This window comes from Rothia sp. HMSC061E04 (assembly GCF_001813685.1).
GTDB classification, from domain to species: Bacteria; Actinomycetota; Actinomycetes; order Actinomycetales; family Micrococcaceae; genus Rothia; species Rothia mucilaginosa.
This window is the reverse complement of record NZ_KV813705.1, coordinates 53,565-68,522: the sequence shown is the minus strand read 5'-3', so window position 1 is coordinate 68,522 and position 14,958 is coordinate 53,565. Positions and strand designations below refer to the sequence as shown.

Below are 14,958 nucleotides of genomic sequence, written 5' to 3'. Positions count from 1 at the left end.
TATTGCAGACTAGGAGTTAACACCATGACCCTTAACTGGTTCCCCCTTCCTAAAAATACTGGTTCAATATCTGCTCGAGGTGCCTCGCGTACCCTGGGCCGGCCCAATCTGAGCCCGCTTGCTCTGGTGACCCGAGAGATGGCTCAGAACTCGTGGGACGCACGCCTTGAAGGGCGCATGCCGGAGTTCGGCTGCTTGGTTCGGTATGCCAACCAGGGTGTACTGAACACTCTGCGGAACGATGTATTTGCAGCTGGTTTCGAGATCCACAGTAAGTACACCGGTCTCGATCAGACTTTTAACCGCGGCGACGTCTACTTCTTGGAGTTCTGGGACCGCGGCACCGTCGGTCTTGATGGCCCGGACCGCCCTGACGAAGCCGTTGAGGAAGGGGAGAGCCAGAACTTCGTTAACCTCACGATGAACCTTGGTAGCGATAACAAGGGTCAAGGTAACGGCGGCTCATACGGTTTCGGTAAAACGGCTGCTTTCAATATGAGCGAGTCTCAGTCCGTTATTTACTGGTCTGCCTTTAAGACCAAAACTGGCGAGATTGATTACCGACTTATTGCTGTTGCCCTCGGCAAAGAATATACGTATGACGGCCGAAACTACACCGGTCGCCATTGGTGGGGATATGAGGGGCCGACAGTTAAGGGAACGGGTAACATTCTCCCGTTGACGGGAGAACGTGCTCGTCTGCTGGGTAAAGAAATTTTCTCTCGTCACTTTAATGACGGAGAAACTGGCACGTCAATTCTTATCGTTGATGCAAAGCCTGCGGAGCTTATGGAAGTATCAGATGATGAAGGTAAGATTCCGGATGAGCCGGATCAAATTATTGACCGTTCCCACGAAAAGATTCAAAATATCGTGATGTACCATCTTTGGCCCAAATTGGATGTTGAAGATGGAAATAGGTCTATGGATATCAGGATTAACAATAATCCTGTCTTGATTCAGAACCTTAAGAATAAGCCTGAATATAAGGGAATTGAGCAGCTGTGCTCGGCTCTTATTGATGTCCGAAAAATGTCAGAGCATAAAAATATTGACTTTGAATCGTTTGATGGAGTTTTCCGGTATAAGGGCTACATTTTTAAACGCACAAGGGACTCCTATAACATTGGGTACCTTAAAATTGTGCTAGGTGCATACGATAGCACTGCTGAAAGGTCCATCTATCCGCAAAACACTGTGTGTTTGATGCGTAATGAGGCTGAATTGGTTGTCCAGTACCGAAAGGTAAATGACTTGGATGACTCGAAGGCCACCTGGTACGGCGTTTTCAAACCCGACCTTGAAACGGATGTTGCCTTCCGAGAGGCTGAACCTCCAGCCCATGACGAATGGAACCCGAGCTCTCTCGAAAACGCTAAGCACAAAAACATTGTTGTTTATGCTGCTTCAAATATCACTAAGAGTTTGAAGAGCCTGTTTGAGTCGAAGGACACTAAGCGCGATAGCGGGTCGCTGGGCTCCTTGTCGAAGATTTCTCAGAAGCTTGCTCGATTCAATCCGATTATGTCCACCGGAGGCGGTGTCAATACTGAGTTGATAGACGAGGACGAAGGTAAGAACAAAAAGCGCCCTGGTGGCGTTGTTCGTCGTGCCTCGGTATCGATTGAGTCTGCAGCAATGACTGGTGTTCACCCGCAGAACCCTGATTACGTTCAGTATTTCATTAGCTTCTCCTGCAGTAGTGCTTGGAAGGCTGGTCAGCGTATCGGTATCAAGGTCTCTATCGCAACCGGTGATGAGAGGACTCTGGAGTACACGGACTCTCACGATCTTGAGCCTTCTTGGAGCGAAGGCTGGGGCCCCGATGCTAACGACACCCAAAGGGCGGGCCATGTTTATGTGCAGTGGGACGGCCCTGATGATTCCGAGGAGAACCAGGGGTCTGTGGTCATCACGTTGCGTAAGGGTAAGACCTATATTTTTGAGGTGGAGGGCTAATAGCTATGGCAGGTAAGCGCGTAAAGGCATATCCTCATCTCACCCTTTTCCCGCATGAAGTGGAATGGGGTGAATGGGATATTCGTACTCAGAACGGCGAAATTGTTGACCCGGATAAGTTGCCCTCCAACTGGGATTACGATACTGATTTGGAACTCTCCATCACCGTCAAAGTACGTCTTGAAGGAATCCGTCGAGTACTGGGCAATGAGGAGTCTCTGCCTCGACTGATTTGTGAGGTTCAGTGTAGACCGACCCACTGGAGCGTCATTGAAGAGAGCCGAGATGTTCAGCTCGATTCGGAATCATTTGTCGCGGTTGTTAACGCCAAGATTCCTGGGCGTAAGGTTGCGGGAGAACTGAAACTTCGAGCAGCTCTAGTGGCGGGTGCTCTAAATATCGATGGATATAACACCGATGAAACCTCCTATATTGCTGTGCAAGAGGACAGCCTGTCTTTGAGCGCTAAGGGTGCCGGTATGCCGTTCTCGCAGCTTGATTTTTCTCGAGTGCGAGAGTGGGATAAAGATGCGCCCTGGGTCGTAAGGTGTAAGGCAAATAATCCAGAGGCGTTGTATTCACGATGCGTGCGAGTATTTGTAAATACGAAACACCCGGTATGTAAGGCTTTGGTACGGGGGGAAGAAAAGGATTACGAAATTCTAGAACCCGCTATTTCTCGAGATTTCTTGGCAACTCTTGTGCGAGAAATCTATATTTCTCATCTGAACGATACTTCTTTGTATGCATCTCAGAAAGAACTCACTGAAAGAAATTGCGAAGAGTTTCAAATGGTCGCTCAGAGAATTATTAAAGAAAATTTCTCAATGACCATTCCAGAACTTATTGATGGACTGAAAAGGGATTGGAATTCCGTGCAGAGCAAGATTGACGGTATTACCGGATACATGCAGAAGGGATGGAAGTAGATATGGTTCAGCAGAACGTGGAATCTGCGCAGCAGGAAATTAGCCCTGAGCCTACTCAGGCGCCTGCTGAGCAGGAAGAACAGTATCTTTACTACCGCCTGGATGATGCTCTCGCGGAGATGGATCTAGACAAATGGAAGAATTCTGGGGTCCCGCTACGCAATGTGGATTGTGGAGAAATCGACACCAACCTAGAAATTCTTAGTATTGGCGGAAACGAGATTCCGATGACGATTCTGGAGAAACTTCGCAGAATCATAGATGAGGAACTCGATAGCCTTAAGGCCTTTTCCGATGATCGGGATAAGTGGAAGTACGAGTACTCTCACCGTATTGGTAAAGCTCTGCACAAGAACCTGCACATGATTCGTGGTGAAGCTGAATCTATTGAGGTCTGGCAGTTTATCGGTATGAGGGTTCTTCCCGCGGCTGCTTTTGCACGTTTTGCTCCGTCGAAGGAAGTTCGACATATCGGCAACCTACGCCGCCATGTACTACGTCGAACCTGGCTGACTTATGACCTCCTGGGTGAGGTCATGGATGAGGGCGGTTACCTCACGGAAGATGACCTCAACCAGATTCTTGACCGAACCTCTATCTCGACGAACCGCGATTTGGCGTTGGCTCTCGCTCGAACCCTAAACTCTGTGGGTGCACCCACCGATTATGGTTTGGAGAGGGGAGTCTCTGCCCGTGATATCAAACGTAAAATTGCGGAAGAGCTCACGGTACGTATGGGCGTTGAGATGGTGCAGCACAAGTCGTATGAGGATATGTGCGCACTCCTTGAAACCATCAAGAACGAGGTTATCGAGGTCTTCAAGCAGCAGGAGGGTATTACCGAAGAACAGGATGAAGGTACCTGGGATTCTGATTCCGAAGTTGCAGAAGACTACGAGTCAGAAGATGTAGAAATCGAAGAATCGGAAGACGTAGAGGTTGAAGAGCTGGAAGACTCAGAAGACTTGGATACCGAGGCTGACGAGTACGACGAAAGCTACTACGAGGATTTCTCGGACGAGGAATCTGAAGAGGAAGAAGAGTCTGCAGATTTCGAGGTTGATGAGGCTATCGAAGCTGAGGAACCTGAAGCTGAGGAGTCTGAGGCCGAGGAGTCTGAGCACCAGGAACCTGCGGAACCTCAACCGTTCTTCGTGCCGGTTAACGAATTCCGCGAATCAAACCTCTTCAGCTCAACGCAGTACGGGTACTACGTTGACGAGGAACCCGAGGAGCGTCCGTCACGTCTTCGAACTCCGCAGAGCAAGCTCAAGGCCAAGCTGGAACAATCAAGCCCTGAGGTAACTGCGGACGAAGAAGCTAATGAGCAGGCTTCTGAAGCTAAGACTCACAGGAGCAAGCTCACGCCTCCCAAATCTAAGATGGGACAGTTCTGGGATAACATGCCCTGGAAGCGCTAAAAACTAAGAAGCCCCCTCATACTAGAAATAGTACGAGGGGGCTTCGCCATATCTGGGGGTAGAAGCTTAGTGCTTCTTCTTCGGCTCGCACGCCACGCCGTCACCGTCTTTATCTAGACCCGGGCGGTAACCCGGCTCACCACGATGCAGGGGCGCCGCACCAGCCGCACGAGCATCAGCGCATGTTTCGTAGTAAACACTCGACCGCGCAGGAGCCTGCTGCACCGGCTGCGCGGGAGCTTGCTGAGCGGGAGCCTCAGCCGCCGGTGCCTGTGCGGGCGCCTGCTGGACGGGCGCCTCCGTAGCAACCTGAGCAGGAGCCTCCTGCTGAACCGGTGCCTGCTGCGCGGGAGCCTCAGAAACCGGAGCCGCCGGCGCCTCCGCGGAAGGTGCCTCAGTAGCCGGTGCCTGCACGGGCTCCTCAGTCGTCGGAACCGGAGACGGGGTTACCGTCGGGGTAGGAGACTCCGAAGGAGTCGCAGACGCACTCGGAGAAGAACTAGGAGTAGCTGAAACCGAAGGGCTAGCAGAAACAGACGTCGACGATGACGCAGAAGGCACAGGCTTCGGAGCGCGAACAGACGAAGAGCAACCAGTCAGCAGCAGAGCACCCGCAAGAGCACCCGCAAGAACACCAGCGGTCGCGGTGTGAATTTTCAACACAATATTCCTTTATAAAGTGAGTGGATAAGCGTGTTCACCGTAGAACACACACTCAAGTGTAAATGAAAACGGCCCCATCCGCAGGTAATATTGAGCCCCCAAACATTCCGACAAGGGAAGAAACGCCAATCTGGCACGCCAAAGCCCTCTTGTACCGGTTTAGCCAAGAACCGGCACAAGAGGGCTTCGCCATATCTGGGGCTGCATGAGCCGGGGGCGTTAGGGGAGTAGCGCCCCGCCGGGGCAGCTCTCGCCAGGGCCGCCGCTAGGAGCAGTTGCCGTTCATATCGCAGGACGGACCCGCCTCCGCATCGCCGTCACCCGCAGCGTCACCAGCCGCGCCCGCCAGAGGGTTCAAAAACTCAACACGGTGAGTCTCCTCCCACACCTGACGCAGCGCCTGCACCAGCATCTTCGCAGGCTGCGCACCACTGACCGCCCACTTCGACTCAATCAAGAAGAACGGCACACCATTAATGCCCAGCTGGCGCGCCAACTGCTCATCAGCACGCACATCCGCCGCGTAACGGTCGCTCTTCAACACCGCCTCAACCTCGGCGGTATCCAGGCCAATCTCAGAAGCAATATCCAGAATTGACTCGTGATCCTGCACCGAACGGCCCTGCGTAAAGTACGCCAGCTTAAACGCCTCCTGCGCTGCCGACGCCAAACCCTGCTCCGCCGCATAATGAATCACACGGTGCGCATCAAACGTGTTACCGTACCTCGCCTGACGCCAATTGAAATCCAAACCCACCTCGCGGGCACGCTCCGCCAACGACTCCTGGCTCGCAATCGCCTGCTCCAACGACATCTGATACTTACCGGCAATCATCTCAGGCAGAGAACCGGCAGGATGCTCCGTAGCCGACGGGTCCAGCTCAAAACTATGCCACACCACCTCAACCTCGTCACGGTGCTCAAACTCGGCGAGCGCCTGCTCCAGGTTACGCTTGCCCACGTAGCAGAAGGGGCACACAATATCGGACCAAATATCAATACGCATGTTATCTATTCCTCTCATACTCGGATGCGGCACGTTGCCGCCTGTATGCTCACCTAACGCCCCGGCTGCCGTGTTTATTCCCGGCTATTCCCAGCGTTATTCCCCAGCGTTATTCCCCAGCGTTATTCCCGTCGGGTACGGCAAAGCCCCCTCGCGCCGGTTCGTACAGAATCTTCTGTACAGGAATGTCCGTACAGGAACCGGGTCAAGGGGGCTTAGCACACGCGAAATACGCGCCCTATCGGCGGGCAGCCGCCGGTGCGGTAGTGGCAGTAGCCGCGGGAGCAGTCGTAGCCGCAGGTGCGGCGGTCGCACGAGCCGGCGGAGCCGTAGTGGGTGCCGCCGCAGGTGCAGTCGTAGCCTGCTGGGTCGCCGCTGCCTCATCCTCATAGCGGGTAGTCGGCGCCTGAGTCGGAGCCTCAGTAGTCGGCTCCTGGGTAGGGGCCGGCGCCTCCGTAGTTGCCTCGGGGGAGGGGGTGTTCTCCTCCGGGGTCGCGGTCGGCGAAGGAGCCGCCGCCTTAATCTCTTCCTCGGATGCGTCACCGTAGTAGTCACGAATCGTCACCGCAGTCAGGCCGCGGTCATCAATCAGGCCCTTCACCTTATCCAGGATCGGGATGATCGTCTCGTAGTTCAGGTGGCCCAGCACAATCTGCTGCGGCAGCATGTAGCGGATGCAGCGCATGTAAATCACGCGGGCACTCGTCTTCGCCTCATCACCGGTAGTGCCGTTCCACATGACCGGGCGGGTAAAACCAATCTCACCGGCAGCCTTCAGAACCGCATCGTTATAGCGGCCATACGGCGGGCGAAAGTACGGCTTCGACGAGACACCGAACATGCTCATAATCTCGTCTTCGTTACGCTGCAGCTCTTCCTTCACGCCCTCAGCATCCAGGGTGGTCAGGTCGGCGTGGCTGTAGGTGTGGTTCGCAACCTGAATCTGACCGCTCTGAACCAGCGGACGCAGCAACGACACATGCTCCTTAAAACCGGTGTAAGAAGCGTTAATGAAGAAGGTCAGGCGAGTATTTGTACGCTTCGAGAACTCAGCGTAGCCGCGAATCGCCTCCGGGCTTGCGCCGTCATCAACAGTCCACGCAACATACTTGCCGTCACCAATGAGGGAGTTGCCGATGCCGGGCCATTCGCGCGGCTTATCAACCGGGTTGCCAGCAGCGGCAACGGTCGGCGAATTCGTGGGCGCGGGGCGAGTAGCAGCAGCGGAGGTCTCGCCGCCAGCCTGATACGGAGTGAAATTACCGCTGGTGCCGTCGTAGTCATTCGACTTCTTCGAGCAGGCAGCAATCAGCGGAAGCATAGCAGTGCCGAGCACAAAAAGTCGGCGGTTAGGCTGTGAGTGGGTCATACTCTCCAGGATAACGCGCCCACCTGCAAGGAACGAATCTGAACAGCGAATACACCCTAAATAATGTGCACATCACACCGCGCGCTCAGCACCACAGTATTAATAGGTATAAAAACTAGGTATAAGAACACAAAATCCTAAAGCCGCAAGCCGGTAATGCTCCGCTACACTAGTGGGATGGAGAATTTGGGCACTCACGAACTGCGCAACCTTGTGAACGATGCTGCCGATGAGGCAGTCAACATCGGCTACCGTGTTGCAGACCGGCTACACAGGTGGCGTGAAAAGCGCGCCATCGCCGCCGGTCGCGAGCCTATCCTCGTGCCCACCGAAGGCTACGGCCGCGCCGCCTCCGAAGGAAACCCCGGCTGGGTCCGCATCATCGCCCGCGCACTCTACAAGACGGTCAACCTCGAACGCCTGCTACAGGTCGTAGAAGGCACCCAAGACACCGCCAACCCCATGCGCGGCTGGCGCTCCTTCACCGCAACCGCAATGTCCGATGCGCCCGTCACCATCGTCATCGACGGCACCAAGTATGAGGCGTACACCGACCGCGGCGGCGTGCTCGACGTCAAACTCAGCATCGACCTGGACCCCGGCATGCACGAAGTCATCATGTACGTGCCCGGCTCCCGCGCCGTAGCAACCAGCGTCTACATCGTTCCCGAAAGCCAGAAGCTCGGCGTCATCATGGACGTCGACGACACCGTCATGGTCACCATGCTGCCGCGCCCCCTCGTTGCCGCCTGGAACTCCTTCATTCTCGACGAGCACGCACGCATCCCCACCCCCGGCATGGCGGTCATGACCGACCGTATCCGCCGTAGCCACCCGGATGCGCCGTTCATGTACCTGTCCACCGGCGCCTGGAACATCACCCCGACCCTGCGCCGCTTCCTCAGCCGCAACGGCTACCCGCGCGGCACGTTCCTGCTCACCGACTGGGGCCCCACCCCCGACCGCTGGTTCCGCTCCGGAACCAACCACAAGGTCGAGTCCCTACGCTGCCTCGCCGAGGAATTTCCGCAGATGAAGTGGATCCTCGTCGGTGACGACGGGCAGCGCGACCCGTACATCTACAACGGCTTCGCGGTACGCTACCCGGACAACGTGGCGGCAATCGTCATCCGCAACCTGACCGTGGGGGAGACCATGCTCGCCTCCGGCCGCGTGTGGAGCGACTACCGCGCCGAACAGATGATGCGCTCGCCGCTGTGGATTGAAGCCACCGACGGCGTAACGCTCAGCAAGAAGCTGCGCGAGCTGGGCCTAATCGATTTCTAGACGGTTACTGCTCGCCGGTTGCTAAAACCAGCGCTGATACCCAGTAAACCCACCGCAAATACCGTGAAATACCGGTATATGCGGTGGGTTTTGCCATTCCAGAAGCATTAACCAACTTAAACCCACGACACACCGGCTGCTGAAAAAGAGTTAAAAATCTTTTCTACAGCCTTAATCACATAGCTTAAACCCGCCCGAAGGGGGTTAACCCCCGCCTTTAAGAAAGTCCATTCTGCTTTAAAACCGCGCCGTTCCGCGCAAGAATGGGCGAGAGTTAAGATCTCTTTAAAATCAAGCCCGAATCTGCCGGGTTTTATGCCCCCAAACGCATACATGAGGTTAACTGAACCTCAACTTGGCGGGCGAATGAACCCTTAAAAATCCTGTCCAACTTAAACCCCACCTGTGGATAACCCAGCGCACCCCGCGAAAATACGGCGAACTAGCCCCGCGGCAGGGTGTGGATAAGCTGTAGACACCCCCTCTTAAGTGGGTTCAACTGTGGGTTTATCGAATGAAACACGACCCTCGCACCACATCATCTTGTGGTGCAGAAAAATCTCGACACTAGATGTAGTATTAATACTCGGTTCCACCACTACGGCACTTTTAGGTGCCCTGCCCCCAGTGCAGGAAACCGCCACGCCCCACTAAGAGGGGGCAGCGGACGGCACAGCGCCCGCCGTAAACAACACGTGGCGAACCACCGACGAAACACGCCCGATTCATTCACGAGATAGCCCCGCCCGAGCGGGAGAAAGTAAGAGGCACTCCCATGGTAGTGACCGTGTACACCAAGCCCCAGTGCGTCCAGTGCAACATGACCTACCGCGCCCTCGACGCGAAGGGTATCAGCTACACCAAGGTTGATATCACCGAAGACGCTCAGGCCCTCGAAATGGTCAAGTCCCTCGGCTACATGCAGGCACCCGTCGTCATCGCAGGCGACGAGCACTGGTCCGGCTTCCAGCCCGACAAGATCAACGCTCTGGCAGCGTAACAACCCTGCCGAAACCCGTACAAACGGAAAATCGGCACGGAACTACACCGGCACACGAGAATAAGGAGTACAGATTGAGTACCGCCCTCACGCCCAACCCCGTCGACGAGCACGCAGAAATCCGGAAGATCCTTCTGGACGCACGCAACGCCTCCGAGGGTCGAGCGACCGAGGTTGAACTGGATGACACAGAGCCACTCATCGTCTACTTCTCCTCAATCTCCGGTAACACCCACAAGTTCGTGGAGAAGATTCGTGCCCGCCGCCTCCGCCTGCCGCTGCGCACCGGCGAAGACACCCTCATTCTTGATGAGCCGTTCGTGCTCATCGTCCCCACCTACGGCAAGCCTGAAGGCGCCGGTAACGTTCCCCCGCAGGTGGTTAAATTCCTGAACGTGGAGCAAAATCGCCACCACATGCTCGGTGTGATTGGCTCCGGCAACACCAACTTTGGTCCGCTCTTCGGTATCGCGGCAGACATTGTCGCCAAGAAGTGCGATGTGCCCGTGCTCTTCAAGTTTGAGCTCATGGGCACCGATTCAGATGTAGAAAAAGTCAACGAAGGATTGGAAGCATTTTGGACGCAAAACTGCCCTCAGCACTAGAAACTCTCGGTGCGAGCCACAACGGCAAGAGCGTGCCCGAGAAGTTCAAGGGTATGAGCTACCACGAGCTGAACGCACTGCTGAACCTCTACGATGAGAACGGCCAGATTCAGTTCGATGCCGACCGTCAGGCTGCACGTCAGTACTTCCTGCAGCACGTCAACAACAACACCGTCTTCTTCCACGACCTGGAAGAGAAGATTGAGTACCTGATCGAGAACCAGTACTACGAGCCGGAACTCTTCGACAAGTACAACTTCCAGTTCATTAAGAACCTGTTCAAGCGCGCCTACGCCGTGAAGTTCCGCTTCCCGACCTTCCTGGGTGCCTTCAAGTTCTACACCTCCTACGCGCTCAAGACCTTCGACGGTCAGCGCTACCTGGAGCGTTTTGAAGACCGCGTCTGCATGGTCGCACTGCTACTGGCAGAAGGCAACGAGAAGCTCGCCGAAGACATCGTCGATGAGATCATCTCCGGCCGTTTCCAGCCGGCAACCCCGACCTTCCTCAACGCAGGTAAGAAGCAGCGCGGCGAGCTCGTCTCCTGCTTCCTGCTGCGCATGGAAGACAACATGGAGTCCATCGGCCGCTCCATCAACTCTGCACTGCAGCTCTCCAAGCGCGGCGGCGGCGTGGCATTCGCCCTGACCAACCTGCGCGAGTCCGGTGCGCCCATTAAGAAGATTGAGAACCAGTCCTCGGGCGTTATCCCCGTCATGAAGCTGCTGGAAGACGCCTTCTCCTACGCAAACCAGCTCGGCGCACGTCAGGGTGCCGGTGCCGTGTACCTGCACGCACACCACCCCGACATCTACGCCTTCCTGGACACCAAGCGTGAGAACGCTGACGAGAAGATCCGCATCAAGACCCTCTCCCTGGGCGTTGTCCTCCCCGACATCACCTTCGAGCTGGCGAAGAAGAACGAGGACATGTACCTCTTCTCCCCGTACGATGTGGAACGCATCTACGGCGTTCCCTTCTCCGACATCAACGTCTCCGAGAAGTACTACGAAATGGTCGACGATGCACGCATCACCAAGAGCAAGATCAACGCGCGTGAGTTCTTCCAGACCATCGCAGAGATCCAGTTCGAGTCCGGCTACCCGTACGTGATGTTCGAAGACACCGTCAACCGCGCGAACCCCATCGCCGGTAAGGTCATCATGTCCAACCTGTGCTCCGAGATTCTGCAGGTTTCTGAGCCGTCCACCTACCACGCTGACCTCGGCTACGAGACCGTCGGTAAGGACATCTCCTGCAACCTCGGTTCACTGAACATTGCACTGACCATGGACGGCGACGACTTCGGCAAGACCGTGGAAACCGCGATTCGTTCGCTGACCTCCGTCTCCGACCAGTCCGACATCCGCTCCGTACCCTCCATCGAGCGTGGCAACAACATGAGCCACGCCGTGGGTCTGGGCCAGATGAACCTGCACGGCTACCTGGCACGCGAGCACGTCTACTACGGTTCCGAAGAAGCACTGGACTTCACCAACATGTACTTCTACACCGTCGCCTACCACGCAATCCGCGCCTCCATGCAGATTGCTAAGGAACGCGGCCAGCGTTTCGAGGGCTTCGAGAACTCGAAGTACGCATCCGGTGAGTTCTTCGCAAAGTACATTGAGAAGGAATGGGCACCGCAGACCGAGCGTACCCGCGAACTGTTCGCTAAGCACCACATCCCCACCCGTGAAGAGTGGATTCAGCTGGCTGCTGACGTGGCACAGTACGGCATGTACAACCAGAACCTGCAGGCTGTTCCGCCGACCGGCTCCATCTCCTACATCAACGGCTCGACCTCTTCGATTCACCCGATCGCTTCGAAGATTGAGATCCGCAAGGAAGGCAAGCTCGGCCGCGTCTACTACCCGGCACCGTACATGACCAACGAGAACCTGGAGTACTACCAGGACTCCTACGAAATTGGTTACGAGAAGATCATCGACACCTACGCTGTGGCAACCCAGCACGTGGACCAGGGCCTGTCGCTGACCCTCTTCTTCCGCGATACCGCAACCACCCGCGATATCAACCGCGCCCAGATTTACGCATGGCGTAAGGGCATCAAGACCATCTACTACATCCGTCTGCGTCAGATGGCTCTTGAGGGTACCGAGGTTGAAGGCTGCGTATCCTGCATGCTCTAGCCCGAATGCTGTGACGCATTCAGCCTGAGCTGGCACACTATAACTAAAGACTGGAAGGGGCGGTTACGGTGAACACGCTCCCGCCTGCGCGACTGGCTGGGCGCGCGTGGGACCATAACCGCCCCTTAAGAATCGGAGAATTACTAATGAGTGAAAAGGTGAAGCTCGTCGACCACGTGGTCGAGGCTATCAACTGGAACCGTATTGAGGACGAGAAGGACCTTGAGGTTTGGGATCGTCTAACCGGTAACTTCTGGCTACCGGAGAAGGTGCCGCTGAGCAACGACGTGCCCTCCTGGAAGACCCTGACCGAGGAAGAGAAGCAGCTGACCATGCGCGTCTTCACCGGTCTGACCCTGCTGGACACCATCCAGGGTACTGTCGGTGCTGTGTCCCTGCTGCCGGACGCTGTGACCGCGCACGAAGAGGCCGTGTACACCAACATTGCGTTCATGGAGTCCGTGCACGCAAAGTCGTACTCCTCGATCTTCTCGACTCTCGCCTCCACCAAGGAGATTGACGAGGCGTTCCGCTGGGCTTCTGAGAATGAGCACCTGCAGAAGAAGGCGAAGATTGTTCTGTCCTACTACACCGGTGACGACCCGCTGAAGAAGAAGGTTGCCTCCACTCTGCTGGAGTCCTTCCTGTTCTACTCGGGCTTCTACCTGCCCATGTACTGGTCTTCGCACGCGAAGCTGACTAACACCGCTGACCTGATTCGTCTGATTATTCGTGACGAGGCAGTGCACGGCTACTACATTGGCTACAAGTTCCAGCGCGGCCTGGCAAAGGAGTCCGCGGAGCGTCAGGCAGAGCTGAAGGAGTACACCTTCAACCTGCTGTACGAACTGTACGAGAACGAGGTGGCGTACACCCACTCCCTGTATGACGGTGTGGGTTGGAGTGAGGACGTTAAGAAGTTCCTGCACTACAACGCTAACAAGGCTCTGATGAACCTGGGCTACGAGCCGATGTTCCCGGCGTCCGTGACTAACGTGTCCCCGGCGATCCTGTCGGCGCTGTCCCCGAACGCTGATGAGAATCACGACTTCTTCTCCGGTTCCGGCTCTTCCTACGTGATTGGTAAGGCCGTGAACACCGAGGACGAGGACTGGGACTTCTAACGGATTACACTCAGGGCCATTCTAGGCCGCAGAACTTAACTATGGTCGAGAACTAGCCTTGTCACTCGTACCAGATATACAAAAAGAAGCGCCCCACATATCTCCTACACAAAGGAGACAGGTGGGGCGCTTTTCGCTATCTTATCGCTGTGTGTAGGCTGGGTCGCAGTACTCAAACCAGTACCAGAGGTTATCTACATCTAAATAATGTCTAAGCCCCGGCAACCAATGGTGGTTGTCGGGGCTTCTGCTTGTTTTACGCTTCGTTACTGTCTTGTGGGTCTTGCTTACCCTTTGGTGCTGTAGGGAATAGCGACCGTGCTAGGACGCCAAGCAAGAGGAAGGATTGGACCGCGATAGCTGCATTAAAAGAAACCAGTACGGATGCTTCAAGATGCGTACCCCCGATGGCTGCACCAGCGTTAACTACAATGATGGACACAACCGAAATAACGACAATTCCAATGATGAAGTAAAACAGTATCTTCTGATGCCACAGATTTTGTTCTATTCCATCATTAGTCAGTTTCAGCTTTCGTTGGGCCTGCTCATCTGGTAACACATCGGCTGTGCTACCTTGCGAAATGGGCTGTCTCGCTACACTATCGTGATATTGTAAGAATCCTGATTTAGCGGCTACCATATGCTTATCTTCCTTACTCTGGGTCTACGCTGAGTCGGTGGAGTCTCATGTCCATAGCAGCAGGGGAGACACCAAAGAAGCGTGCCATCTCAACGGTGCTTTTTCCTTGTTCTTTTAGCTCTTTCACTTTAAACGCTGGCATTAATAGGGCGCCAGCGAATTCATCGGCGTAGAATTCGTGAACAGTGTAGTTCCGAACGCCGCTAGTGGAACGCCAGTCAACGAAGGAATACTCAAAGTCTCTTGCCACGGTTGTGCGCTCGGCTAGGTGACCGAGCTCGTGTGCCCAAGTGAAACGGCGCCGTGTTGGGTGGTCGTAGGAGTTTATGAGAATTTCTGCGGGCATGCCAGGATTCTTGACAATCATGCCTGACATGTCATCCATTTGGTTATCAAGACGCATGCGTGCGTACATGAGATTAGAGACAACGCCGAGATCAACGGGGAATGTGAGAGCATCCCCGAAGCTTGCTAGTATTTTGTCTGCTTCTTGTCGCGCGGCCTGATAGACAAGAGGTTCTTCCTGTCTCGGGGCGGGGTGCGCAACTGGTTCAGGTGCTGTACCAGTCATTGATTTCACTCCTTTCTTGTACGTGGCGTGCATGTTTTGTCCCTGTTGCACACCGCAACAGAGGAGTTTTGAGTGCACAAAGTGCACCAGGTCTCATGATTACTTTTTTCTAGATTACCTTAAAGGTGATGGGTTAGGTTAGTTTTTATGTCAGAGGTTATTCTGGCTATCCTTGATCCCTAATCGCTAGCTTTGCAAACCAGTGGGCGAAGGCAAGAGGTCGCCTAA

13 protein-coding genes are annotated in these 14,958 nt (G+C 55.1%); 8 read left to right on the top strand and 5 right to left on the bottom strand.

Features of this window, described 5'->3' with window-relative positions:
* Positions 1–24 precede the first annotated feature (24 nt).
* The 3 genes from HMPREF2927_RS06175 to HMPREF2927_RS06165 are packed head-to-tail and all read left to right on the top strand — an operon-like array spanning position 25 to position 4,309.
* Positions 25–1,959: a hypothetical protein gene (locus HMPREF2927_RS06175; protein ID WP_141754882.1), complete on the top strand. Its 1,935-nt coding sequence runs from the start codon at positions 25–27 to the stop codon at positions 1,957–1,959.
* A gap of 5 nt (positions 1,960–1,964) precedes the next feature.
* The gene (locus HMPREF2927_RS06170) at positions 1,965–2,888 is read left to right on the top strand and encodes a hypothetical protein (RefSeq protein ID WP_070686476.1); all 924 of its coding nucleotides are present in this window, start codon (positions 1,965–1,967) and stop codon (positions 2,886–2,888) included.
* A 2-nt stretch (positions 2,889–2,890) separates the two neighbouring features.
* Positions 2,891–4,309 carry a DUF6339 family protein gene (locus HMPREF2927_RS06165; RefSeq protein WP_070686475.1) on the top strand — a complete coding sequence of 473 codons (1,419 nt, stop codon included), beginning with the start codon at positions 2,891–2,893 and terminating at the stop codon, positions 4,307–4,309.
* A gap of 66 nt (positions 4,310–4,375) precedes the next feature.
* On the opposite strand, the gene HMPREF2927_RS06160 is transcribed toward HMPREF2927_RS06165, so the two are convergent.
* The 3 genes from HMPREF2927_RS06160 to HMPREF2927_RS06150 all read right to left on the bottom strand — a co-directional run bounded on the left by HMPREF2927_RS06160 (position 4,376) and on the right by HMPREF2927_RS06150 (position 7,347).
* The gene (locus HMPREF2927_RS06160) at positions 4,376–4,972 is read right to left on the bottom strand and encodes an excalibur calcium-binding domain-containing protein (RefSeq protein ID WP_070686473.1); all 597 of its coding nucleotides are present in this window, start codon (positions 4,970–4,972) and stop codon (positions 4,376–4,378) included.
* Between the two features lie 265 nt (positions 4,973–5,237).
* A complete protein-coding gene (locus HMPREF2927_RS06155) occupies positions 5,238–5,978 on the bottom strand; it encodes a DsbA family oxidoreductase (RefSeq protein WP_070676579.1) in 741 nt (246 codons plus the stop codon).
* 238 nt (positions 5,979–6,216) lie between these two features.
* Positions 6,217–7,347: a polysaccharide deacetylase family protein gene (locus tag HMPREF2927_RS06150; RefSeq protein ID WP_070686471.1), complete on the bottom strand. Its 1,131-nt coding sequence runs from the start codon at positions 7,345–7,347 to the stop codon at positions 6,217–6,219.
* A gap of 177 nt (positions 7,348–7,524) precedes the next feature.
* Here HMPREF2927_RS06150 and HMPREF2927_RS06145 point away from each other — a divergent pair, with 177 nt between their 5' ends.
* The 5 genes from HMPREF2927_RS06145 to nrdF all read left to right on the top strand — a co-directional run bounded on the left by HMPREF2927_RS06145 (position 7,525) and on the right by nrdF (position 13,516).
* Entirely contained in the window at positions 7,525–8,634 is a 1,110-nt protein-coding gene (locus tag HMPREF2927_RS06145) for an App1 family protein (protein ID WP_070686665.1), read from the top strand.
* A gap of 775 nt (positions 8,635–9,409) precedes the next feature.
* Entirely contained in the window at positions 9,410–9,634 is a 225-nt protein-coding gene (gene nrdH, locus HMPREF2927_RS06140) for a glutaredoxin-like protein NrdH (protein ID WP_005505794.1), read from the top strand.
* Between the two features lie 74 nt (positions 9,635–9,708).
* Positions 9,709–10,239: a class Ib ribonucleoside-diphosphate reductase assembly flavoprotein NrdI gene (gene nrdI / locus HMPREF2927_RS06135; protein WP_070686469.1), complete on the top strand. Its 531-nt coding sequence runs from the start codon at positions 9,709–9,711 to the stop codon at positions 10,237–10,239.
* Positions 10,212–12,392 carry a class 1b ribonucleoside-diphosphate reductase subunit alpha gene (gene nrdE / locus HMPREF2927_RS06130; protein WP_070686467.1) on the top strand — a complete coding sequence of 727 codons (2,181 nt, stop codon included), beginning with the start codon at positions 10,212–10,214 and terminating at the stop codon, positions 12,390–12,392. Before nrdI ends, nrdE begins: the two co-directional genes overlap by 28 nt.
* A gap of 146 nt (positions 12,393–12,538) precedes the next feature.
* Positions 12,539–13,516: a class 1b ribonucleoside-diphosphate reductase subunit beta gene (gene nrdF, locus HMPREF2927_RS06125; protein ID WP_049352870.1), complete on the top strand. Its 978-nt coding sequence runs from the start codon at positions 12,539–12,541 to the stop codon at positions 13,514–13,516.
* Positions 13,517–13,772: 256 nt separating this feature from the next.
* On the opposite strand, the gene HMPREF2927_RS06120 is transcribed toward nrdF, so the two are convergent.
* Both HMPREF2927_RS06120 and HMPREF2927_RS06115 read right to left on the bottom strand, forming a co-directional pair.
* Positions 13,773–14,159, bottom strand: a complete 387-nt coding sequence (locus tag HMPREF2927_RS06120) for a hypothetical protein (RefSeq protein WP_070686465.1) — start codon at positions 14,157–14,159, stop codon at positions 13,773–13,775.
* Positions 14,160–14,172: 13 nt separating this feature from the next.
* Entirely contained in the window at positions 14,173–14,730 is a 558-nt protein-coding gene (locus HMPREF2927_RS06115; RefSeq protein ID WP_070686463.1) for an ImmA/IrrE family metallo-endopeptidase, read from the bottom strand.
* Positions 14,731–14,958: the final 228 nt, after the last annotated feature.